At 68.8% G+C, this 23,002-nt stretch carries 20 protein-coding genes and 1 tRNA gene; 14 read left to right on the forward strand and 7 right to left on the reverse strand.

Annotated elements, in window-relative coordinates; translation table 11 throughout:
• Positions 1–3 precede the first annotated feature (3 nt).
• From ACSFBC_RS02620 to ACSFBC_RS02660, 9 genes are all read left to right on the forward strand, one after another.
• Positions 4–405, forward strand: coding sequence for a nuclear transport factor 2 family protein (locus ACSFBC_RS02620; protein ID WP_435508746.1), 402 nt, complete (start codon positions 4–6; stop codon positions 403–405).
• Positions 406–420: 15 nt separating this feature from the next.
• On the forward strand, positions 421–1,863 hold the full coding sequence (locus ACSFBC_RS02625; protein ID WP_435508747.1) for an NAD(P)/FAD-dependent oxidoreductase: 1,443 nt from the start codon (positions 421–423) through the stop codon (positions 1,861–1,863).
• A 202-nt stretch (positions 1,864–2,065) separates the two neighbouring features.
• Complete coding sequence (locus ACSFBC_RS02630; protein WP_435508748.1) at positions 2,066–3,661, forward strand: ABC transporter substrate-binding protein; 1,596 nt, start codon at positions 2,066–2,068, stop codon at positions 3,659–3,661.
• A gap of 120 nt (positions 3,662–3,781) precedes the next feature.
• A complete protein-coding gene (locus ACSFBC_RS02635) occupies positions 3,782–4,756 on the forward strand; it encodes an ABC transporter permease (protein WP_435508749.1) in 975 nt (324 codons plus the stop codon).
• Positions 4,753–5,658, forward strand: a complete 906-nt coding sequence (locus tag ACSFBC_RS02640) for an ABC transporter permease (RefSeq protein WP_435508750.1) — start codon at positions 4,753–4,755, stop codon at positions 5,656–5,658. Before ACSFBC_RS02635 ends, ACSFBC_RS02640 begins: the two co-directional genes overlap by 4 nt.
• The gene (locus tag ACSFBC_RS02645) at positions 5,658–6,710 is read left to right on the forward strand and encodes an ABC transporter ATP-binding protein (protein WP_435508751.1); all 1,053 of its coding nucleotides are present in this window, start codon (positions 5,658–5,660) and stop codon (positions 6,708–6,710) included. The genes ACSFBC_RS02640 and ACSFBC_RS02645 overlap by 1 nt, the downstream gene beginning before the upstream one ends.
• Entirely contained in the window at positions 6,707–7,741 is a 1,035-nt protein-coding gene (locus ACSFBC_RS02650) for an ABC transporter ATP-binding protein (RefSeq protein WP_435508752.1), read from the forward strand. Before ACSFBC_RS02645 ends, ACSFBC_RS02650 begins: the two co-directional genes overlap by 4 nt.
• A gap of 41 nt (positions 7,742–7,782) precedes the next feature.
• Complete coding sequence (locus ACSFBC_RS02655; RefSeq protein ID WP_435508753.1) at positions 7,783–9,453, forward strand: amidohydrolase; 1,671 nt, start codon at positions 7,783–7,785, stop codon at positions 9,451–9,453.
• Between the two features lie 13 nt (positions 9,454–9,466).
• The gene (locus tag ACSFBC_RS02660; protein ID WP_435508754.1) at positions 9,467–10,456 is read left to right on the forward strand and encodes a CobW family GTP-binding protein; all 990 of its coding nucleotides are present in this window, start codon (positions 9,467–9,469) and stop codon (positions 10,454–10,456) included.
• Between the two features lie 273 nt (positions 10,457–10,729).
• Here ACSFBC_RS02660 and ACSFBC_RS02665 read toward each other — a convergent pair.
• The 6 genes from ACSFBC_RS02665 to cysS form a co-directional block, all read right to left on the reverse strand.
• Positions 10,730–10,822, reverse strand: a tRNA-Ser gene (locus ACSFBC_RS02665).
• A 37-nt stretch (positions 10,823–10,859) separates the two neighbouring features.
• Complete coding sequence (locus ACSFBC_RS02670; RefSeq protein ID WP_435508755.1) at positions 10,860–12,128, reverse strand: aspartate kinase; 1,269 nt, start codon at positions 12,126–12,128, stop codon at positions 10,860–10,862.
• A 73-nt stretch (positions 12,129–12,201) separates the two neighbouring features.
• A complete protein-coding gene (gene tilS / locus ACSFBC_RS02675; protein WP_435508756.1) occupies positions 12,202–13,176 on the reverse strand; it encodes a tRNA lysidine(34) synthetase TilS in 975 nt (324 codons plus the stop codon).
• A 35-nt stretch (positions 13,177–13,211) separates the two neighbouring features.
• A complete protein-coding gene (locus tag ACSFBC_RS02680) occupies positions 13,212–14,192 on the reverse strand; it encodes an acetyl-CoA carboxylase carboxyltransferase subunit alpha (RefSeq protein WP_435508757.1) in 981 nt (326 codons plus the stop codon).
• A gap of 155 nt (positions 14,193–14,347) precedes the next feature.
• Positions 14,348–14,998, reverse strand: coding sequence for a DNA-3-methyladenine glycosylase family protein (locus tag ACSFBC_RS02685; RefSeq protein WP_435508758.1), 651 nt, complete (start codon positions 14,996–14,998; stop codon positions 14,348–14,350).
• Positions 14,999–15,012: 14 nt separating this feature from the next.
• The gene (gene cysS, locus ACSFBC_RS02690) at positions 15,013–16,389 is read right to left on the reverse strand and encodes a cysteine--tRNA ligase (protein ID WP_435508759.1); all 1,377 of its coding nucleotides are present in this window, start codon (positions 16,387–16,389) and stop codon (positions 15,013–15,015) included.
• Between the two features lie 209 nt (positions 16,390–16,598).
• On the opposite strand from cysS, the gene ACSFBC_RS02695 reads away from it, so the two are divergent.
• From ACSFBC_RS02695 to ACSFBC_RS02715, 5 genes are all read left to right on the forward strand, one after another.
• The gene (locus tag ACSFBC_RS02695; protein ID WP_435508760.1) at positions 16,599–17,210 is read left to right on the forward strand and encodes a tetratricopeptide repeat protein; all 612 of its coding nucleotides are present in this window, start codon (positions 16,599–16,601) and stop codon (positions 17,208–17,210) included.
• A gap of 97 nt (positions 17,211–17,307) precedes the next feature.
• Positions 17,308–17,868, forward strand: coding sequence for a peptidylprolyl isomerase (locus tag ACSFBC_RS02700; protein WP_435509254.1), 561 nt, complete (start codon positions 17,308–17,310; stop codon positions 17,866–17,868).
• A gap of 20 nt (positions 17,869–17,888) precedes the next feature.
• Complete coding sequence (locus ACSFBC_RS02705; protein WP_435508761.1) at positions 17,889–18,401, forward strand: peptidylprolyl isomerase; 513 nt, start codon at positions 17,889–17,891, stop codon at positions 18,399–18,401.
• Positions 18,402–18,420: 19 nt separating this feature from the next.
• The gene (locus ACSFBC_RS02710; protein ID WP_435508762.1) at positions 18,421–19,191 is read left to right on the forward strand and encodes a UDP-2,3-diacylglucosamine diphosphatase; all 771 of its coding nucleotides are present in this window, start codon (positions 18,421–18,423) and stop codon (positions 19,189–19,191) included.
• Between the two features lie 10 nt (positions 19,192–19,201).
• Positions 19,202–19,993 (forward strand): M90 family metallopeptidase, encoded by a 792-nt coding sequence (locus ACSFBC_RS02715; RefSeq protein WP_435508763.1) that lies wholly within the window; start codon positions 19,202–19,204, stop codon positions 19,991–19,993.
• Positions 19,994–20,044: 51 nt separating this feature from the next.
• Here ACSFBC_RS02715 and ACSFBC_RS02720 read toward each other — a convergent pair whose 3' ends face one another.
• Entirely contained in the window at positions 20,045–22,933 is a 2,889-nt protein-coding gene (locus ACSFBC_RS02720; RefSeq protein WP_435508764.1) for a DUF349 domain-containing protein, read from the reverse strand.
• Between the last annotated feature and the right edge of the window lie 69 nt (positions 22,934–23,002).

Genomic DNA, 23,002 nt, shown 5'->3' on the forward strand with positions numbered 1-23,002 from the left:
ACCTTGACCGCCCCCACCCCTTCCGTCAGCACCGCCACCCTCGCCGCCTTCAGCGAGGCCTGGAACCGCCACGACATCGATGCCCTCATGGGCTTCATGACGCCCGACTGCATCTTCCAGACCGCGGCGGGCCCCGACGCCTGCGGCACGCGCCATGTCGGCACCGAGGCCGTGCGCAAGGCCTTCGCCGCCGCGTGGCAGGCGGTGCCCGATGCGCAGTGGGAGAACGGCCAGCACTTCGTGCACGGCGACTTCGGCACCTCGCAGTGGACCTTCACCGGCACTGCGGCCGACGGCAGCCGCATCGAGACCGACGGCATCGACGTGTTCGGCTTCAGGGACGGGAAGATCCACCTGAAGAACGTGTTCCGCAAGACGCGGCCCAACCAGCCGGCCGCCAAGTAAGCCGGGGCGCCGCTCATGACGACGATCGCTCCCGCGCCGTTCACCGAAGCGCCGTCCACGCCGACGCGCAAGCCCTACGACCCGCGCTACGACCCGCTGGTAGCGACCGACCCCGGTGCGGGCCGGGCCTACGCGCCGACCTGGTGGGTGGCCAGCGCCGGCACGCCGCCGGAGGACGACGGACCGGTGGTGCGGGACATCGACGTCGACGTGGTGGTGATCGGTTCGGGCGCCACCGGCATGTCGACCGCGCTCTATCTCGCGCAGGAGCACGGCATCCAGGCCACGGTGCTCGAGGCCAACCAGGCGGCCTGGGGCTGTTCCAGCCGCAGCGGCGGCCAGGGCCAGAACGCCAGCGGCCGTCTCAAGCGCTCGCAATGGATCGCACGCTGGGGCATCGACACGGCGAAGCGGCTCGATGCCGAGATCCGCGACGGCTTCGAGAACTTCAGGCACCTGACCACGCAGATCGACTGCGACGCCTGCGACGGCGGGCATCTGCACCTGGCGCACCGTCCCGAGAAGCTGGCCGGACTCGAGGCCGAGGCCACGCTGATGCGCGAGACCTTCGGCTACGCCACCCGCATGATGAGCGCCGAGGAGGTGCGCAGCAACTACTGCGACGAGCGCGAGACGGTGGGTGCGATGTTCGAGGCCGAGGGCGTGGGCATCCATCCGCTCAAGTTCACCTTCGGCCTGCTGCGCAAGGCGCGTGCGCTGGGCGTCAAGGTCCACACCTCGAGCCCGGTGCAGGGCTGGGAAACCATCGACGGCGTGCACCACCTGCGCACGCCCGGTGGCATCGTCCGGGCCAAGCGGGTGGCGGTGTGCACCGGCGGCTACACCGGCCAGGCGCTGAACCCGCTGCTGAAGAACCGGATCATGCCGATCCTCTCGAACTCGGTCGTCACGCGGCCACTGACCGATGCGGAAATGGCGGCCACCCATTTCAAGTCCCTCACCTTCCTGACCGACACGCGCACGCTGCGCTTCTACTACCGCCTCCTCAAGGGCAACCGTCTGCAGCTGGGCAGCCGCAGTTCGGTCAGCGGCGCCGACGCCGAAGACCCGGTGCACCTGAAGCTGCTCACGGATGCCATCGCGCGCAAGTTCCCGCCGCTGGCCGGCATCCCGATCGACTATTCGTGGTGGGGCTGGGTCGACATGAGCCACGACATGATGCCGCGCATCACGCAGCCGGACGATCACAAGACCATCTGGTATGCGGTGGGCTACGGCGGCAACGGCGTGTCGTTCTCGACCTGGGCCGGCAAGCGGCTGGCCGAGCGTGTGGCCGGCAAGGACGGCGGCCATGCGGTGTTCGAGTTGCCGATCTACCGCTCGCCCCTGCCCTTCCCCAATGTGCTGGGCCTGGTGGAGTCGCCGCTGTTCGCGCCCTTCCGCCGCATCGGCCAGCGCGCGCTCTACAAGTGGTACTGGCTGCGCGACGAGAAGTAGAGCGAGGTAGACAGAAGTACACGGCACCGCATGCGCCACATCGGGGCGCGTGCATGGCTTGGGTGCAGAGCGGGGAAAACCCTTGCCATCTGGACCTTTCGTTGACGTTACTGTGGATCTTCGCACCGGGGTGGCCTGCGCCTTATCTTCGGAGTTGAGGCTTGCGGGCCTCGTTCATCCGTCGACATCCGAAGAGGTACGCATGCCCCCTATCCGTCTCGTCCGTCGCACCGCCTTGCTGGCGGCCGCCCTGTTCACCGCCGGCGCGCTGATGTCGGTCCCGGCCACCGCCCAGGAAGCCAAGCGCGGCGGCACGCTGGTCATCGGCAGCACGCAGACGCCGCGCCACCTCAACGGCGCGGTGCAGTCCGGCATCGCGACCGCCTTGCCCGGCACGCAGATCTTCGCGAGCCCGCTGCGCTTCGACGACAAGTGGAATCCGCAGCCCTACCTCGCCGAGACCTGGAAGCTGTCCGACGACGCCAGGTCGCTGACGCTCAACCTGCGCAAGAACGCGGTGTTCCACGACGGCAAGCCGATCACCTCGGCCGACGTCGCCTTCTCGATCATGGCGATCAAGGCCAACCACCCGTTCCAGACCATGCTGGCCCCGGTCGAGAAAGTCGACACGCCCGACCCCTACACCGCCATCATCCGCATGAGCACGCCGCACCCCGCGATCGTGCTGGCCATGTCGCCCGCGCTCGCACCCATCCTGCCCAAGCACATCTACGGCGACGGCCAGGACCTCAAGACGCATCCGCGCAACGGCACCGACGTGGTCGGCTCCGGTCCCTTCCGCGTGACCGAGTTCAATCCCTCGCAGCGCATCGTGCTGGAGCGCTTCGACAAGTTCTTCCTGCCGGGGCGGCCCTACCTCGACCGCCTGATCGTCAACATCACGCCCGACAGCGCCACCCTGATGCTCGGCTTCGAGCGCGGCGACATCCAGATGGTGCCCTTCGTCACCACCCCGACCAGCCTCAAGCGCCTGAGCGCGAACCCGAAGGCCTCGCTCACGCCGCAGGGCTACGACGGCATCGGCGCACTCAACTGGCTGGCCTTCAATCTCAAGAAGAAGCCGCTGTCGGAGTTGCCGGTGCGCAAGGCCATCGCCACGGCGATCGACAAGAACTTCATCGCCAAGGCGCTGATGGGCGGCTTCGCGACGCCGTCCGACGGCCCGATCGTGGCCGGCAGCCCGTTCGCGGTGACCGACCTGGTGCGCTACCCGGTCGATCTGAAGAAGGCCGGCGAGATGCTCGATGCCGCCGGCTACAAGGCCGGGCCCAACGGCGAGCGCTTCAAGCTCACCATCGACTACCTGCCGGGCAACGACGACCAGCAGAAGAACGTGGCCGAGTACATCCGCGGCCAGTTGAAGAAGGTGGGCATCGCGGTCGAGGTGCGCGCCTCGGCCGACTTCCCGGCCTGGGCCAAGCGCATGGCCACGCACGACTTCGACATGTCGATGGACCTGGTGTTCAACTGGGGCGACCCGATCATCGGCGTGCACCGCACCTACCTGTCGACCAACATCAAGCCGATCGTCTGGACCAACACGCAGTCCTACGCCAACCCGCAGGTCGACGAGCTGCTCAACACCGCCGGCGGCATCACCGACCCGACCAAGCGCAAGGCCTACTACGCCACCTTCCAGAAGATCGTGACCGACGAGCTGCCGCTGCTGTTCGTGAACCAGGTGCCCTATCACACGGCCTACGACAAGAAGATCGTCAACGCGCCGGTCTCCATCTGGGGTCCGCTGTCGCCGATGGACGAGGTGTATTTCAAGTAGACCCCCGGGGTTCGCACGCCGCGTCTCGCGGCGCTTCCCTTGCAGGGGGCGGCCCGGCGGTGGCGCGGGGCTTGCGGGATTGAGGCTGAAACGGCTGCTTCGGTGGCGGGAGAAAACACGATGAATCTTGCGCGCCAGACCCTGTCGCGGGTGCTCCAGGGCCTGGCCCTGGTGCTCGCGGTGGTGGTCCTCAACTTCGTCCTGGTGCATGCGGCGCCGGGCGATCCGGTGGAAACCATCGCCGGCGCCAGCGGCGGCATGAGCGCCGAGATGGTCGCGCAGCTGCGCACCCAGTACGGCCTCGACAAGCCGCTGTACGTGCAGCTCGGCGTGTATCTCTCCAAGGTGCTGAGTGGCGATCTCGGCTACTCCTACTTCTTCAACCTGCCGGTCACGCAGATGATCTTCGAGCGCGTGCCGGCCACGCTGCTGCTGGTGCTCAGCGCGGTGCTGTGGGCCTTCGTGCTGGGCACCACGCTGGGCGTGCTGTCGGCGCGCAAGCCCAATGGGCTGCTCTCGCAGTTCATCACGGTGCTGAGCATGGTGGGCTTCGCGGCACCGGTGTTCTGGATGGGGATCATGCTCATCATCCTGTTCGCCTCGGTGATCCCGATCCTGCCGGTGTCGGGCATGCGCGCGGCCGACTCAAGCGGCGGCGGCTTCGCCGACGTGCTCGACGTGCTGCACCACCTGGTGCTGCCGACCGTCTCGCTGGGGCTGGTCTACCTCGCGCAGTACAGCCGGCTCGCGCGCTCGGCGATGCTCGACGTGCTGGGGGCCGACTACATCCGCACCGCGCGCGCCAAGGGCCTGGCCGACCGCGTGGTGCTCTACAAGCACGCGCTGCGCAACGCGTTGCTGCCGGTGGTCACCGTGCTCGGGCTGCAGTTCGGCAACGTGATGGCCGGCGCGATCCTGGTCGAGACCGTCTTCAACTGGCCCGGCCTGGGCCGGCTGGCCTTCGATTCGGTGCTTCGTCGCGACTACCCGACCATCCTGGGCGTGCTGCTGTTTTCCAGCGTGGTGGTGATCGTCATGAACCTCGTGACCGACTTCTGCTACCGCCTCATCGACCCCCGGATCAAGACCGCATGAACAGCTCCACCCTTCCCCAGGCCGCCACCCCGGTCGCGCTGCCCCGTGCGACCGCCAAGGTGCCGCACCCGTCCGTCGAGGCGCTGCGCATGTTCGTGCGCAACCCCTCGGCCATCGTCGGGATGGCCACGCTGTTCCTGGTGCTGGCGGTGTCGATCGCCGGGCCGTGGGTCTACCCTGCCGATCCGTTCGAGATCCGCGCCGCGCCGCTCACCGCGCCCTTCGGCGAAGACGCCTGGCTGGGCACCGACTACCTCGGACGAGACGTGCTGACCACGCTCATCTACGGCGGTCGCGCCACGCTGCTGGTGGGGGCCGTCGCAGCCCTGCTGTCGGTGCTGATCGGCATCACGCTGGGGGCCTTCGCCGGCTACTACGGCGGCCGCGTGGACGCGGTGCTGATGCGCGTGACCGAGTTCTTCCAGGTGCTGCCGGCCCTGCTGTTCGCGATGGTCGTGGTGACGCTGTTCTCGCCCTCGCTGGTGACCGTGACGCTGGCCATCGGCGTCGTCAGCTGGACCGGTACCGCCCGGCTCACGCGCGCCGAGTTCCTGAAGTTCCGCAACCTCGAGTTCGTGCGCGCCGAGCGGGCCATCGGCGCGCGCGACGCCCGCATCATCTGGAAGGTGATCCTGCCCAACGCGCTGCCGCCGCTGGTGGTGTCGGCCACGCTGGCCATCGGTGCGGCGATCCTGTTCGAGGCCGGCCTGTCCTTCCTCGGGCTGGGCGATCCGAACCAGATGAGCTGGGGACTGATGATCGGCTCGAGCCGCCAGTACGTGCTCGACTGCTGGTGGGCCGTCGCCTTTCCGGGCGCGGCGATCTTCGTCACCGTGCTGGCCGTCAGCCTGATCGGCGACGGCCTGAACGATGCACTGAACCCGAAACTGAGGGAACGCTGATGGCCACCGACAACGCGATCCTTCGCGTGCAGGACCTGCACGTGGAATTCAAGACCCGGCGCGGCCGGGCGCTGGTCCTCAACGGCGTCGATTTCGAGATCCGCGCCGGCGAGACGCTCTGCGTGGTCGGCGAGTCGGGCTGCGGCAAAAGCATGACGGCGCTCGCGCTGCTGCGCCTGATCCCCTCCCCGCCAGGGCGCATCAGCGGCGGCCGCGTGCTGTTCCACGACGAGGACCTGCTGCAGGCCGACGAGGCCCGCATGCGCGCGGTGCGCGGCAACCGCATCTCGATGATCTTCCAGGAGCCGATGACTTCGCTCAACCCGGTGTTCACCGTGGGCGACCAGATCGGCGAGTCGCTGCGGCTGCACGCCGGGCTCGACGCGGCCGCCGCACGGCAGCGCGCCATCGAGATGCTGCAGCAGGTCGGCATTCCGGCGCCCGAGCGGCGCGTCGACGAATACCCGCACCAGCTCTCGGGCGGCATGCGCCAGCGCGTGATGATCGCGATGGCGCTGGCCTGCCGGCCCGACATCCTGATCGCCGACGAACCCACCACCGCACTCGACGTGACGGTGCAGGCCCAGATCTTCGACCTGCTGCGCGCGCTGCAGCGCGAGAAGGGCACCGCCGTGATGCTCATCACGCACGACATGGGCGCGGTGGCCGAGATGGCCGACCGCGTGATGGTGATGTACGCCGGCCGGGTGATCGAACAAGGCACCACGGAGGAAGTGCTGGGCCGGCCCGGCCACCCCTACACCCGCGGACTGATCGACTGCCTGCCCGCGCTGGGCAGCAGCGTCGCGTCCGAAGCCGGCGAGCGCGTCGCACTGGCCGAGATCGCCGGCGTCGTGCCTTCGATCTGGGAGCTGGGCAACGGTTGCGCTTTCCGCGAACGCTGTCCGCAGGCCATGCCGCGCTGCGCTGCCGAGGTGCCGCCGATGCTGGCGCTGGGCGACGCCGGTGCCGAGCGGCCCTCCACGCCGCACGGCGCGGCCTGCTGGCTGCACGCGAGCGCGCCCGCCCGCGCCGAACTGGAGGTCGCGTGACGCAGATCGCCTCCACCGACGTGCTGCTGTCCGTGCAGGACCTGCAGGTGCACTTCCCGCGCCCGGGCGCAGGCTGGGGCCGGCCGGCCGAGGTGGTGCAGGCGGTCGACGGCGTGTCCTTCGAGATCAGCCGCGGCAGCACCCTGGCCGTGGTCGGCGAATCGGGCTCGGGCAAGACCACCACCGCGCTGGCGGTGATGCGCCTGTCGCCCCTGACCTCGGGCCGCATCCGGCTCGGCGACATGGACCTGAGCGCGTTGCGCGGCGAGGCGCTGCGCCTCGCGCGCCGGCGCATGCAAATCATCTTCCAGGACCCGTTCTCCTCGCTCAACCCGCGCGAGCGCGCCGGCGCCACGGTGCGTGCGCCGCTCGACCTGATGAAGGTCGGCACGCCGGCCGAACGCAGCGCGCGCGTGGACGAACTGTTCGAGGCGGTCGGCCTGCGGCCGGAGCAGCAGCACCTGTTCCCGCACCAGTTCTCCGGGGGCCAGCGCCAGCGCATCAACATCGCGCGCGCGCTCGCCACCAACCCCGAACTGGTGGTGTGCGACGAGCCGGTGTCGGCGCTGGACATCGCGATCCGCGCACAGATCCTCAACCTGCTGGTGCGGCTGCAGCGCCAGCTCGGCCTGACCTACCTCTTCATCTCGCACGACATGGCGGTGGTGGAGCACATCTGCGACGAGATCGCCGTGATGTACCTGGGCCAGATCGTCGAGCGCGCACCGCGCCGCGCTTTTTTCGCCCGGCCGCTGCATCCCTACAGCGTGGCGCTGATGTCGGCGGTGCCGACCGTCGACGGCGGCCGCCGGCGCGCGGCGCAGCGCATCAAATTGAGCGGCGATCCGCCGAGCCCGATCAACCCGCCGGCAGGCTGCCGCTTCGCCGGTCGCTGCCCGGTCGCCGAGCCGGCCTGCGCGGCCGACCTGCCGCCGCTGCGCGAGGTCGCGCCCGGCCACTGGGTGCGCTGCCGCCGCGTCGATGTCGTCGACGGCGTGCCGACCGTCCCGCTGCAGATGCCTGCCGCCTGAGCCTTTCCGCCCTCCCCTCATCCAACCAAGCCACGCCATCCATGAGCCCGATCACCGTCTACCCCGCCCGCAGGATCATCACCATGAACCCGATGCAGGAGAGCGCCACGCACGTCGCGGTGCGCGACGGCCGGGTGCTGGCGGTCGGTTCCCTGGCCGACATGCAGGCCTGGGGCGACTTCGCGCTGGACCAGCGCTTCGCCGGCAAGGTGCTGATGCCCGGGCTGGTCGAAGGCCACTGCCATCTGAAGGAAGGCAGCATGTGGGACTGGACGTACCTTGGCTGGTTCGACCGGCGCGACCCGCAGGGCAAGGTGTGGCCCGGCCTGCGCTCGATGGAGGCGGTGGTGGCGCGGCTGATCGAGGTCGCGTCGCGCATGACGGCCGAGGGCCGGCCCGACGGCGAGCCGCTGATCGCCTGGGGCTTCGACCCGATCTACTTCGGCGGTGAGCGCATGACGGTCGCGCACATGGACCGCGCGAGCACAACGCGCCCCATCGTCATCGGCCACGCCAACGGCCACCTGATGAACGTCAACTCGGCCATGCTGCGCATCGCCGAGGTCACGCGCGACAACGAAGTCGAGGGCGTGCTGAAGTTCGCCGACGGCCCGAACGCCGGCGAGCCCACCGGCGAGCTGCAGGAACCCGCGGCGATGTACCTCGTGCTGCGAAAGATCGGCAATGCCGGCCTGCTGGCGCCGATGACCGAAGCCGGCGTGCGCTCCTTCGCGCGGCTGGCCTGCATGCAGGGCGTGACGACCGCGACCGACCTGGTCAACAAGCTGGGCGAGGAAGACTGCCGCGTGCTCGAAAGCGTGACCGGCGACGACGACTTCGGCGTGCGTATCCTGCCCGCCTTCCAGGCCTTCCACGGCACCCACGGGGCGCCACAGGGCGCCGAGCACGTGACGGCGCTGAAGGCCCGCAACACCGACCGGCTGCGTTACGGGCTGGTGAAGATGATGCTCGACGGCTCGATCCAGGGCTTCTCGGCGCGGTTGCGCTGGCCCGGCCACTTCAACGGCGCGCCCAACGGCATCTGGGTCACGGCCCCGTCGCAGTACGAGGCTGACTTCGAGACCTACCACCGCGCCGGGCTGACCATCCACACGCACACCAACGGCGACGAGGCGAGCGAGGTCGCCATCGACGCCATCGAGCGCATCCTGACCAAGACGCCGCGGCCCGACCACCGCCACACGCTGCAGCACGGCCAGATGATCGACGCGCCGCTGTTCCGCCGCATGGCATCGCTCGGGCTGTGTGCCAACCTGTTCGCCAACCACCTCTGGTACTGGGGCGATCAGCACTACGAGATGACGATGGGCCCCGACCGCGCGAACCGGCTCGACGCCTGCGGCAGCGCGCTCGCAGCCGGCGTGCCGCTGGCCATCCACTCCGATGCGCCGGTGACACCGCTCGGGCCCCTCTTCACCGCCTGGTGCGCCGTCAATCGCGTCACGCCCAAGGGCCGCGTGCTCGGCGAGAAGGAGCGCATCACGGTGCCGCAGGCGCTGCGCGCGATCACGCTGGGCGCGGCCTGGACCCTCAAGCTCGACCACGAGGTCGGCAGCATCGAATGCGGCAAACGCGCCGACTTCTGCGTGCTGGAAGACGACCCGCTGGCCATGGACCCGGCCGCGCTGAAGGACGCGCGCGTGTGGGGCACCGTGCTCTCGGGCCGCGTGTTCGAAGCGCACCGGGGCTGAGCCCGACATGCGCATGACAAGGCGCCTGCCGCTCACCGTCATCGGCGGCTTCCTCGGCGCCGGCAAGACCACGCTGCTCAACGGCTGGCTGCGCGCCACACAAGGCCAGCGCATCGCGGTGCTGGTGAACGACTTCGGCGCGCTCAACATCGATGCCGAACTGATCGCCTCCGCCAGCGGCGACACCATCGCACTGAGCAACGGCTGCGTCTGCTGCCAGATCGGCGACGACCTGTCGCGCGCGCTGATGCAGGTGCTTTCCTCGGGCACGCGCTTCGACGGCGTGGTGGTCGAGGCCAGCGGCGTGTCCGACCCCTGGCGCATTGCGCAGCTGGGCCTGGCCGACCCCGGCCTGAGCCTGGGCGGCGTGGTCGTGCTGGTCGACGCCGGCGCCCTGCTCGCGCATCTGGGCGATCCCTTGCTGGCCGACACGATGGAACGCCAGTTGCGGGCGGCCGATCTGATCGTCGTCAACAAGACCGACACCGTGGACGGCGAGGTCTTGGCCCGCGTGCACGCGCGCATCGCGGCCAGCGCCCCCAAGACGCCGTGCTTCGACACCGTGCAGGCCCGCGTGCCGCTCGAGCTGCTGCGCGAGCCCGCATGGCCGACCCGGCCGGCACCCGGCGCGCAGGCGCCGCACGTCTGCGGCCCGGGCTGCAACCATGCGGGGCCCTCGCCCGGCGGCGATGCACTGCCGCGGCATGGCGAGCTGTTCCAGACCTGGTCTGCCCGGCCCGAGCGCTGCTTCGAAGCCGCGACGCTGCGCCGCTGGATGGCCGACGCGCCCGAGGGCCTGCTGCGGCTCAAGGCCCTGCTGCGCACCGGCGAAGCCGAATGGACCGAGCTCCAGTTCGCCGGCCGCCATGCCTCGCTGCGTCGCGCCACGGCGCCACAGGCCGGGCCGGCCGTGGTGGCCATCGGCCTGCAGGGCCGGCTGCCGCTCGCCGCGCTCGAAGCGCAGTTCGGCGCGGTGCGCCACGACGGGTCCGTGCCGCGCTGAAGACTGCGCCCGTGGCGTCGGTTGACCGTGAAAGCGCGGCGGCTCGGGGGTGCGACGTGGGGCTGCCTGCAGACGCGGCTTGAGCCAAGACCACGCCACTGCGCCCATAGCCAGCCACAGCACCACGATGAGGACCGCACCGGCCCGGCTGCCTGGCTTCGAGGGCTTCGTCTGCGTCCACGCGGCCGCTTACAGCGGATCAACGCCTTTCCGGAAGAAGGCGAGCATGAAAAAAGCCCCGCCGATCAAACGATCAACGGGGCTTCAGCATCTTGGCGGAACCGGAGGGATTCGAACCCTCGATGAGGCTCTACACCCCATACTCCCTTAGCAGGGGAGCACCTTCGGCCACTCGGTCACAGTTCCTTTGGAAGCCTGGATTATGCCAGTCTTTGGAGCGGTTTCAGGCCGCAGGTTGATCGAGATCGAAAGCTTTGTGCAATGCGCGCACGGCCAGCTCCATGTACTTCTCGTCGATCACGACGGAGGTCTTGATTTCGCTGGTCGAGATCATCTGGATGTTGATGCCCTCTTCGCTCAGCACGCGGAACATCTTGCTCGCGACGCCCACATGGCTGCGCATGCCGATGCCCACGATGCTGACCTTGCAGATCTTGGTGTCGCCGACGATCTCGTCCGCGCCCAAGGTCGGCAGCACCTTGGCCTTGAGCAGGTCGGTGGCCTTGGCGTAGTCGTTGCGGTTCACCGTGAAGCTGAAGTCGGTCTTGCCGTCCTTGCTCAGGTTCTGGATGATCACGTCGACTTCGATGTTCGCATCGGCCACCGCGCCGAGGATGTGGTACGCGATGCCCGGCTTGTCGGGCACGCCCAGCACCGAGATCTTGGCTTCGTCGCGGTTGAACGCGATGCCGGATACGACGGCTTGTTCCATGTTCAGGTCTTCCTCGAAAGTGATCAGCGTGCCAGATTTGGCTTCTTCATTGATGTCGATGTCCCAGGGCGTGAAGCTCGACAGCACACGCAAGGGGACCTTGTACTTGCCGGCGAATTCCACCGAGCGGATCTGCAGCACCTTGGAGCCCAGGCTGGCCATCTCGAGCATTTCCTCGAAGCTCACGGTCAGCAGGCGGCGCGCATCGGGCTCGACGCGCGGGTCGGTGGTGTAGACACCATCGACGTCGGTGTAGATCAGGCATTCGGCCGCCTTCATCGCCGCGGCGATGGCCACGGCCGAGGTGTCGCTGCCACCACGACCGAGCGTCGTGATGTTGCCGTGATCGTCGACGCCCTGGAAGCCGGTGATGACCACCACCTTGCCGGCCTCGAGATCGGCACGCACGCGGGCATCGTCGATGCTCTCGATGCGGGCCTTGGTATACGAATCGTCGGTGCGCACCGCCACCTGCCAGCCGGCGTAGCTGACCGACTGCACGCCTTCGGCCTGCAGCGCAATCGCCAGCAGCGCCGACGAAGCCTGCTCGCCGGTCGCCGCCAGCATGTCGAGCTCGCGCTCGTATTGCGAGTCGGCCTTGCCGGAAGCCAGCTCTCTGGCCAGGCCGAGCAGGCGGTTGGTCTCGCCGCTCATGGCGCTGGGGACCACCACCATCTGGTGGCCCGCGCGCGCCCACTTGGCGACGCGCTTGGCGACGTTCTTGATGCGCTCGGTCGAGCCCATCGACGTACCGCCGTATTTGTGAACGATCAATGCCATGGGTGAAATCAAGAAGAAGTAGAACGGGCACCGCGAAGTCGTCGGTGGCCGGAGGCTGCAGTCGCCGCCAAGCTCATTCAGCGGAGGAAGCTGCAAGCGTCGACGAAGGCGGGGCATTGTACCAATGCAGGACATCGCTCTCGCGCGCGACGAAGCCGCCGGCCACCTTCAAATGAATGCGATGGCCCCGCGTGCGGCAGGCATCGACCTGGTCGAGCAGTTGCTGCAACTGCGCCTCGCTGGGCACGGCCTGGTGATCGCGCCGCAGCCAGCGCCGCAACGCGTTGGCACAGCGCTCGCGCGGCAAGGCCTGCAGCGCTGCGATGCGCGGCGGCGCGCCGGTCATGGCCAGGTCGATGTCGGCCAGCGCGACCAGCAGCGACGACGCCCGCGCCGCGTTGCGTGCCGAGCGCGCGAAGGTCTCGCGAAACTGCGGCAGCGCCTGGGCCAATGCCGGCAGCAGCTGATGGCGGATGCGGTTGCGCGTGTAGCGCGCATCGGCGTTGCTCGGATCGTCGATGAAGGCCACCTGCGCGGCCACCAGCCAGCCACGCAAGGCGTCGGCATGCACGTCGAGCAAAGGCCGGTGGAACTGCGCGCCGTGGCGCGTCATCTCGCGCGGCATCGCGGCCAGGCCGTCCAGGCCCGCACCACGGCCCAATGCGATCAGCATGGTCTCGACCTGATCGTCGGCATGCTGGGCCAGCGCGACGTTTGGCAGCCCATGCTCCCGCGCGAGTCGTGCCAGCGTCGCGTAGCGCGCACGACGAGCAGCATCCTCGGGGCTGTCGCCCGATGCATGGCGTGCATCGATGCGCGCGATGTGCAAAGGCACGCACAAGGCATGGCAGGCGGCCACGCAATGACGCTCGAATTCATCGGCGGCCGCTTGCAGGCCGTGGTGCACATGCAGGGCCTGCACCTGGCCCGGCCAGAGGGATGCGGCCGCGTGCAGCAGCGCGGTCGAATCCGCACCGCCGCTGTAGGCCACGGCCAGCGGCAACGGCGCCGCCCACGAGGCGAGCGCGTGAGCGGCGGGGTTGTCCATCGGAGGAAGGCAGGCCGGCATCGGCCCGCGGCGCGTCAGCGCGTGCTCTCGGCCTTGGTGTCCGAGTAGCGGCCGTAGCTCTGCAGGCGCTCGTAGCGGCGTTCGAGCAGTTCCTTGACCTTGAGGTCGCTGACCTGGCGGAAGGCGTCGTTGAGCGCGCGCTTGAGGAAGGCGGCCATCTGCTTGTGGTCGCGGTGCGCGCCGCCCACGGGCTCGTTCACGATCTTGTCGACCAGGCCCAGGGCCTTGAGCCGGTGCGCCGTGATGCCCAGCGCATCGGCCGCTTCCTGCGCCTTCTCGCTGGTCTTCCACAGGATCGATGCGCAGCCTTCAGGGCTGATCACCGAATAGATCGAATACTGCAGCATGACCAGTTGGTCGCCCACCGAGATCGCCAGCGCGCCGCCGGAGCCGCCCTCGCCGATGATGGTGACGATGATCGGCACCTCGAGCTGCGCCATCTCGAAGATGTTGCGGCCGATGGCTTCGGACTGGCCGCGCTCCTCGGCGTCGATGCCGGGGTAGGCGCCGGGCGTGTCGACGAAGGTGAACACCGGCAGCTTGAACTTCTCGGCGGTCTTCATCAGGCGCAGTGCCTTGCGATAACCCTCGGGCTTGCTCATGCCGAAGTTGCGCGCGGTGCGCTCCTTGGTGTCGCGGCCCTTCTGATGGCCGAGCACCATGCAGGGCGTGCCGTTGAAGCGTGCCAGGCCGCCCACGATCGACAGGTCGTCGGAGAAATGGCGGTCGCCGTGCAGCTCGACGAAGTCGGTGAAGATCTCGTTGACGTAGTCCAGCGTGTACGGGCGCTCGGGATGCCGGGCGATCTTGGTGATCTTCCAGGGCGAAAGCTCGCTGTAGATGTCCTTGGTGAGCTGCTGGCTCTTCTTGCTCAGCTGGTCGATCTCTTCGGAGATATCGACCGCGGATTCGGTCTGCACATAGCGCAGTTCTTCGATCTTGCCTTCGAGTTCAGCGATGGGCTGCTCGAAGTCTAGGAAGGTTCGTTTCGCCAACGTCTTCTCCTGTTAGTTTCGTTTACGGCGCGACTTTAGCCGCGCGTGATCTGTTCCAGAAACACCGTGGAACCGGCTTTGCCGGGCCACTGGTGTTGCCCCCGGCAAGGGGTTGGCGCAGGCGACACGCAGTGCGCCGAAGCTTGGGGGCGAGCTCAATACGCGACCGGTACCGGGTCGAGCGATCGCCAAATATACCAAGTCGCCACGCTGCAGTAAGGCGCCCAGGCCACGCCGACTTCGCGCAGGTCGCTGCGGCTCACCGGCTCGCCGGAGAAGTAGTTCTGGCTCACGCCGGTGATCAGGCCGGCGTCGTCCAGCGGCATGACGTTCGGGCGCATCAGGTGGAAGATCAGGAACATCTCGGCCGTCCAGCGGCCGATGCCACGGATGGCGACCAGTTCCGAGATGATCATCTCGTCGGTCATGTCCTTCCAGGCGTCGATGTGGACCGCGCCCGAATCGAAGTGGATCGCGAGGTCGACCAGGTATTCGATCTTGCGCGCCGACAGGCCGGCCGCACGCATGTCGTCGACCTTGAGCTTGAGCACATTGGCCGGCGTCATCTTGCGCGGCAGCGTTTCGAAGCGGTCCCACACCTGCTGCGCGGCCTTGACCGAGATCTGCTGGCCGACGATGCTGCGCGCGAGCGTGACGAAGGCGTCACCGCGCGACTCGAGGCAGGCGTCGCCGAAGCGCGGGATCAGCCGCTTCATCACGCGGTCCTTTTTGGCCAGATGCCTGCAGGCTTCTTCCCAGTAGTCGGGCGTGATGATCTTGACCGGCGCGGAAATGACAGGAGACATCGCAGTCGTGTCCTTCACTGGGCCGCAGCCCAGGTGGTGCCGGTAGGCGAATCCTTGAGCACGATGCCCTGGCCGAGCAGTTCGTCGCGGATGCGATCGGCCTCGGCAAAGTCCTTGCCCGCCTTGGCGGTCGCGCGCTGTGCGATCCGCAACTGGATCGCCGCGTCGTCGAGCGTGCTGCCCGCTTGCAGGAAGGCCTTGGGGTCCCCCTGCAGCAGCCCCAGCGTGCCGGCCAGCGCCTTGAGCAGCCCCGCGGTTTCCGCCGATCGCGTGCTGTTGACGGCCGTGGCCAGTTCGAACAGCACCGCGATGGCGCCGGGGGTGCCGAAGTCTTCGTCCATCGCGGCCTTGAAGGCGGCGGCGTGCGGGTTCGTCCAATCGATCGTCACCGGTGCGGGCGCCACCAGGTCGAGCGCCGTATACAGGCGCTTGAGCGCATTGCGCGCATCGTCCAGATGGGCGTCGCTGTAATTGAGCGGGCTGCGGTAGTGCGTGCGCACGAGGAAGAAGCGCAGCGTCTCGCGGTCGTACTTCTGCAGCACCTCGCGGATGGTGAAGAAGTTGCCCAGGCTCTTGGACATCTTCTCGTTGTCCACGCGCACGAAGCCGTTGTGCATCCACACCCTGGCCAGCTGCTGGCCGCTCGCGCCTTCGCTCTGCGCGATCTCGTTCTCGTGGTGCGGGAACTGCAGGTCGGCACCGCCACCGTGGATGTCGAAGGTTTCGCCGAGCGTCGCGCAGCTCATGGCCGAGCACTCGATGTGCCAGCCGGGCCGGCCCTTGCCGAACGCGCTGTCCCATTGCACCTCGGCCGGCTCGGTCGGCTTCGAGGCCTTCCAGAGCACGAAGTCCAGCGGGTCCTGCTTGCCGTCGAGCACCGCCACGCGCTCGCCTGCGTGCAGCTCGTCGAGCGACTTGCCCGACAGCTTGCCGTAACCCGGGAACTTGCGCACCGCATAGTTGACGTCGCCGGTCGGCGAGCGATAGGCCAGGCCCTTGCGCTCGAGGGTCTCGATCAGGCCCAGCATCTGCGGCACGTAGTCGGTGGCGCGCGGCTCCACGGCCGGCGGCTCGATGCCCAACGCGGCGATGTCCTCGTGCATCAACGCGATCATCTCGTCGGTCAGCGCGCGGATCGTGATGCCGCGCTTCACCGCGCGGTCGATGATCTTGTCGTCGATGTCGGTGATGTTGCGCACGTAGGTGACCTGCAGGTCGCTCGCGCGCAGCCAGCGCTGCACCACGTCGAAGGCCATCATCATCCGCGCATGGCCGATGTGGCAGAGGTCATAGACCGTCATGCCGCACACGTACATGCGCACGTGGCCGGGTTGCAACGGGGAAAACTCCTCCAGTTCACGCGAGAGCGTGTTGTAGATGCGCAGACTCATGGAATTCGGGAAGCGTCGATGTCCGACCCACCCGACGCAGGCTGGCGACGGGTGCGGGCGAACAACGTTTTTATTCAGGGATGGGGGGACTGTGGCACGAGAGGTTGGACGCGGCCCCTCGGCTACAATCGCGCCCAGTATAAACGGCCCCTGCCGGGCATCTTCCGGGTGAATCTCGAAGCCCGCGCCAGACCTTCTTCCCGAGCCTCATGAAGCACGCCGTACCCCTCCTCTCCCCCGCCCTGTCCTTCCGCCCCACGTTGCGCCTGCTGGGCGCGCTGCTGCTGGCCGCTGCATCGACCGTCGCACTGGCCGACGACTATTCGGACGTCAACCAGCTGCTGCGCCAGGGCAAGGCGCCCGAAGCACTGGCCAAGGCCGACACCTACATCGCCGGCAAGCCGCGCGATCCTCAGATGCGCTTCCTGCGCGGCGTGATCCTCACCGAGCAGGGCAAGACCGCCGAAGCCACCGCGGCCTTCACGCAGCTCACGCAGGACTTCCCGGAACTGCCCGAGCCTTACAACAACCTCGCGGCGCTCTATGCGCAGCAGAGCCAGTTCGACAAGGCGCGCGACGCGCTCGAAACCGCCCTGCGGCTCAACCCGAACTACGCGACCGCGCACGAGAACCTCGGCGACGTGTATGCGCGCCTGGCGGCCCAGTCGTACGGCCGTGCGCAGCAGCTCGCATCGACCAACGCCACCGCTGCGCCCAAGCTCGTGCTGATCCGGCAAATCTTCGTCAACGCACCGGCCGCCGCGGTCCTGCCGCCCGCGCCGGCCCCCGTGCCAGCGCACAAGCCGGCGCGCAGCAAGTAAGTCCTCGGCGCGCGACACCGGGCGGCGCAGTGACCCTGCCCATTTCCTTTTCAGAAAGCGAGACCTTTTCTTGAAACTCCCATCCTCCACGCGCCGCATGGCGCTGACCCTCGCGGCCACGCTGCTCGTGACCGGTGCCGCCTGGGCCCAGACGGCCGCCGCGCCGCGCGTCAAGCTGAGCACCTCGGCCGGCGACATCGTGGTCGAACTCGCGCCCGAGAAGGCCCCCAAGACGGTCGCCAACTTCCTGCAGTACGTGAAGGACAAGCACTACGACGGCACGGTGTTCCACCGCGTCATCGACGGCTTCATGATCCAGGGCGGCGGCTTCAGCGCCGACATGCGGCAGAAGCCCACGCGCGCGCCCGTGCCGCTCGAGGCTTCCAACGGCCTGAAGAACACCAAGTACACCATCGCCATGGCGCGCACCGGCGACCCGAACTCCGCCACCGCGCAGTTCTTCATCAACGTGAAGGACAACGCCATGCTCGACGCCCCCAACCCCGATGGCCACGGCTACACCGTGTTCGGCAAGGTCGTATCGGGCACCGAGACGGTCGACAAGATCCGCGCGGCGCAGACGGCCAACAAGGGCGGCATGCAGAACGTGCCGGTCGAACCCATCACCATCCAGTCCGCCACCGTCGTGGCGAAGTAAAGCGAAAAAGGAGCTTTCCAATGAGCAATCCCCAGGTCGAACTCAGCATCAAGGGCCAAGGCACCATCACCCTCGAACTCGATCGCGCCAAGGCGCCGAAGTCGGTCGAGAACTTCCTCGCCTACGTGAAGAAGGGCCACTACGACAACACGGTGTTCCACCGCGTGATCCCGGGCTTCATGGTCCAGGGCGGCGGCTTCGAGCCCGGCATGAGCCAGAAGCCTTCCGACGCCGAAATCGAGAACGAAGCCAACAACGGCCTGAAGAACGACAAGTACACGGTCGCCATGGCACGCACCAGCGCGCCCCATTCGGCCACCGCGCAGTTCTTCATCAACATCGCCGACAACGCCTTCCTGAACCACACCGCGCCTTCGGCGCAGGGCTGGGGCTACGCCGTGTTCGGCAAGGTGATCTCGGGCACCGACGTGGTCGACAAGATCAAGGCCGTCAAGACGGGCCGCAAGGGCTTCCACGACGACGTGCCACTCGAAGACGTGGTCATCGAGAAGGCCACCATCACCGTCGAATGACGGCCCGGCGCTGCGCGGCATGAGTGACCAGGCGGCCTTCGCCGAACTCGTCGCGCCCGCCGCGTGGCGCACCGTCGACCTGCTGTCCGACCTGCACCTGCAGGCGAACGAGCCCGTCACCTTCGATGCGTGGCGCGGCTACCTCCAGACCACCCCCGCCGACGCGCTGTTCATCCTCGGCGATCTGTTCGAGGTCTGGATCGGCGACGACGCCACCGCCCTGCCCGGCTTCGAGGCGCAATGCGCTGAACTGCTGCGCCAGGCTGCGGCACGACGCCCGGTCTTCTTCATGCACGGCAACCGCGACTTCCTGGTCGGTCCGGCCTTTGCCGCGCAGTGCGGCCTGACGCTGCTCGATGACCCGACGGTGCTGGTGCTGCACGGCCAACGCTGGCTGCTGAGCCACGGCGACCTGCTGTGCCTCGAAGACACCGACTACCTGAAGTTTCGCGCGCAGGTGCGCAATGCGGCCTGGCAGCAGGCCTTCCTGGCGCGCCCGCTCGAGGAGCGACGCGCACTCGCGCGGTCGATGCGCACACAGAGCGAAGCCCGCAAGGCCACGCCCGGCATGGTCTGGGCCGACGTCGACACGGACGCGGCCCGCGACTGGTTGCGACGCGCCGATGCGCGCACGCTGGTCCACGGCCATACGCACAAACCGGCCGAGCACGCGCTCGGCGACGGACTGCGGCGCATCGTGCTGAGCGACTGGGATGCCGCCGCGCACCCGCCGCGCGCGCAGGTGCTGTGCCTGTCGACCACCGGTGCCCGGCGCGTCGACGTCCGCTGACGGCGCCTCGATGTTCAAGTGGCTCCGCGGCCTGCGTGCCGCCCCTGCGATCCCCGATGCGGCGTGGCTGGCGACGCTGGCCCGCTACCCTTTCCTGGCGCAGCCCACCGGTGAAGCGTCTGCTCGACTCCGCGCGATGGCCGCGGAGTTGCTGCGCGACAAGGAATTCCACGGCGCGCACGGCTTCGTCATCACCGACGAAGTGGCGTTGGCCATTGCCGCACAGGCCGTGCTGCCGGTGCTGCATCTGCCGGGCGGACTCGACTGGTACGGCGACTTCGTCGGCATCGTCGTGCACCCGTCGGAAGTGGTCGCGCTGCGCAAGACCATGGACGAGGCCGGCGTGGTGCACGAGTACGAGGAAGTCGTGGCCGGCGAGGCCATGGAACGCGGTCCGGTGATGCTGAGCTGGCAGGACGTGCTGGCCAGCAGCCTGACGGCCGACCAGGGCTACAACGTGGTGATCCACGAGTTCGCCCACAAGATCGACATGCGCGACGGCGGGGCCGACGGCTGCCCCACCCTGCCCTCGGGCTTTGCAGGCACCACCAGCACCCGCGAGGCGCGCGCGGCCTGGACCGATGTGATCCTGCCGGCCTACGAGGCGTTCAGGGAACAGACCATCCTGGCCGAGCGCTTCGGCGGCGAGCCGACCTGGCTCGACCCTTACGGCGCGGAATCGATCAGCGAATTCTTCGCAGTGGCCTGCGAGGCGTATTTCGTCAACCGTGCACGCTTCGGCGAAGAGTTTCCGCCGCTGCTCGCACTGTTCGACGCCTTCTTCCGACCTGATCGGGCCTGAAGAAAGCGTGCATCGCGAACGGCGCCGCGCGGATGCGCAGCGCCGCGGCGATCACTTGCGCAGCAGCGCCTTGAGCGCGTTCTGCAGCCGGCGCGCGGTGGCGGCATCGTGGGCCGAGGCCAGCACCTTGCCGGCATCCTCGCCCCAGGTCTGCGCCGGCACCGGGTCGCCACGCTTGGTCAGCAGCTTCAACTGCAGCGCACGGCGCGCGTCGAGCTGATCGGCGGGCGTCGGCACTTCGGCAGCCATTTCGAGGCGCAGCAGCGCTTCACCAGCGTCGCCAGCGGCGGGCTTGGCGACCGCCTGGGTCCAGGCCGTGCGCACCGTCGGCGTCACCGCGCGACCGAGTTCCTGCACGCTGGGCAATTGGGCCGCATCGCGCTTTTCCCATGCGCTCAGCAGGTGCGTGAGCGCTTCGCCATGGGCCTGTGCCGCCAGCTTGCGCAGCGCCAGGTCGGCGCGCTCCAGCGCTTCGCGCTGGGCACGGAAAGCCGTGTCACCGAGGCGCGGGCCGCGGTCTTCGAAACGCGGAGGGCGGTCGCCGAAACGGCCGCCGCCTGGCGCGCCACGGTCGCCGCGATCGCCACCCGGCGCTCCAGGGCGTGCTCCACGGTCGTTGGGACGGCCGCCGGGACCGCCAGGGCCGCTGCGGCTGTCACGGCGGTCACCGAAACGACCGGCGGGCGCCGCGGGCTCGGCCTTGCGGCTGCCCGGACGGTCATCGCCGCGGCGCGCGGCCACGACCGGCTTGGGTGCGGGCTTCGGCGCTGGCGCAGGCTCGGCGGCCGCGGCGCTGTCGCCCTCGTCGGCCAGCGCACCTGCATCGGCGCTGCCGACCGGGGCGATCAGGTCGCCGGCCGCAGCGGGGCTTGCCACCGCGTCGCCGGCTTCTTCGGTGTCGGCTGACGCGACGGTGGGCGCAGGCGCATCGTTCTCGCCCGGCACCGGCTGGATCTGCGCACCTTCGCTGAACTCGGCCGCAGCCTGGCCGGGCGCCACGACTTCGGTCGCACCCACGGCCGGGCCGTCGGCGCCGACCTTGGCAGCGGCCGGTGCACGCGCGGGTGCGGGCGGCGGGGCCTCGCCACGGATGGCGGCCTCGAGCTGCGCCACGGCGGCGCGGATCTTCTGCACATCGCCCGTCGCGTTGGCGGCGTCGAGCGCCTTCGAGGCGTCGAGCACGTAGCGGTCGTGCTCGCTCATGGCGGCCGATGCCTTTTCGCGCTCGCTCGTCTTGCGGTTGAAGGCTTCGTCGATGGGTGCGCGGAAGGCGTCCCACAGCTTCTGTTCATGGCGGCGATCAAGCGGCACGCCTTGCGCCTCGGCCTGCCAGCGCTGCTGGAGCGCCTTCACGGCGTCGATGCGCAGCATCGGCTGGGCCCCCAGCTCGGCGGCCTCGGCGATCATGGCCTGGCGGCGCTCGACGCTCGACGCCTGCGCGCTTTCCAGCGGCACGCGGGCAGCGCCGAAAGCTTCGTTCCACAGCAGTTGCAGTTCGGCGAACACCTTTTCACCCACATGGCCGGCATCGCGCCAGCGGTCGGCGAACTGGTGCAGCGCGCGGCTGTGCGCCTTGAGGTCGTTGCCGGCGGCATGTTCGACCGCCCAGGCCTTGACCTCTTCGATCAGCGCCACGCGATGGGCGCGGTGTTCCGCGGCGTCGGCACGCACCTTGTCGAGCCAGGCCTCGACCACCTTGTGCGCCTCGTTGCAGGCTTCGTCGAAGCGCTTCCAGAGCGCGTGGTTCGGCACGCCGCCCTGGTCGGCCTGCTTCCACTGCTCGCGCAGCGTGCGCAGCGATTCCTGCATCTTGCGGCCGCCCAGCGCCTGGCCTTCGGGCCGCTTGAGCAGGCCTTCGGCCTTGGCCACCAGCTCTTCGCGCACCTTGTCGGCGCTCCAGCGCTGCCAGCCTTCGAGTTCACCGGCCGCCACCAGCGCGGCATGCACGCGGGCTTCCAGCGGCGCGTCGACCAGCTTGCCGTGTTCCTTCAGTACCGCACGCAGCGCGGCGGCAGCGCCGGCGCTGGCCTTGCCGTGGCCCTCGGCGGTTTCCTGCTCGAGCTTGGTCAGGGCCGCTTCGACCGCAGCCTGCGCCGCAGCGCGCTTTTCGGGATCGACCTTCGGGCCCGCCGGCTTGGCGGGCACGGTGGCCGCGGCCACCACCGAGGCCTCGGTCGGCAAGCCACGCGCGGCCCGCAGTTCGTCGGCCCAGACCGGCACCGGCGGCAGCGGCGCGGCGACATCCGCGGCAGCTGCAACGGCCTGCGTCAGCGCGCCATGAAAGGAATCGGACACGACCATCAGCTGGGCCTTGGAGGCCTCGAGCTGCGGCGCGAACTTCGCGTCCAGGCTGCTCCAGTTGGCATCGGCGGTCAGTTCGCCGGCCTGTTGCTGCCAATGCGCGACGTCGGCCTTGAGCGCCTCCTCGGCGGCCTGCGCATCGCGCCAGCCCTTGGTCGAAAGCACTTCGAAGCGCTGCGCCAACAGCACGGCGGCTTCGCGCTGCACCTGGGCACGGTGCTGCAGGTCCTCGATGCCCTTCACGCGTTCGGCCAGCTGCACCTTGAAGCCAGCCAGCGGCTCGCGCGACAGCGGCGCACCGGCCTTGGCGGCATCGCGCTGCCATGCCAGCGCGTCGGCGATGTTGAGCTTGGACTGGGCCAGCAGCGCCTCGGCCTTCTGGGCCCATTCGGCGGCGATCGCTTCCTGGCCCTTGGCGCGCTTGATCTCGTCGAGCTTCTCGCGCAGCAGGCGCGCCGCGCCCTTGTCGCGGCCGCTCAATTCCTTGAACACCTCCTGCATCTGCTCGGGCGAAGGGCTCGTCGCCAGCCACTCGCGGATGCGCTGCGCGCGCTCTCCGGAGGTGGGCGCGGTGAAGGCGCCGCCGGTGAGCGTATCGAGGGACTGGAGGTCTTGGTGCTTGGAGGAGGTAGAGGTCACTGCGCGCTGATCGTTTTATCGGATAAGAGGAAAGCCAAGGCGCCGGCAAAAGCCGGCGCACCCCGCCAT

The organism is Variovorax frigidus (genome assembly GCF_051216515.1).
Classification (GTDB): Bacteria; Pseudomonadota; Gammaproteobacteria; order Burkholderiales; family Burkholderiaceae_C; genus Variovorax.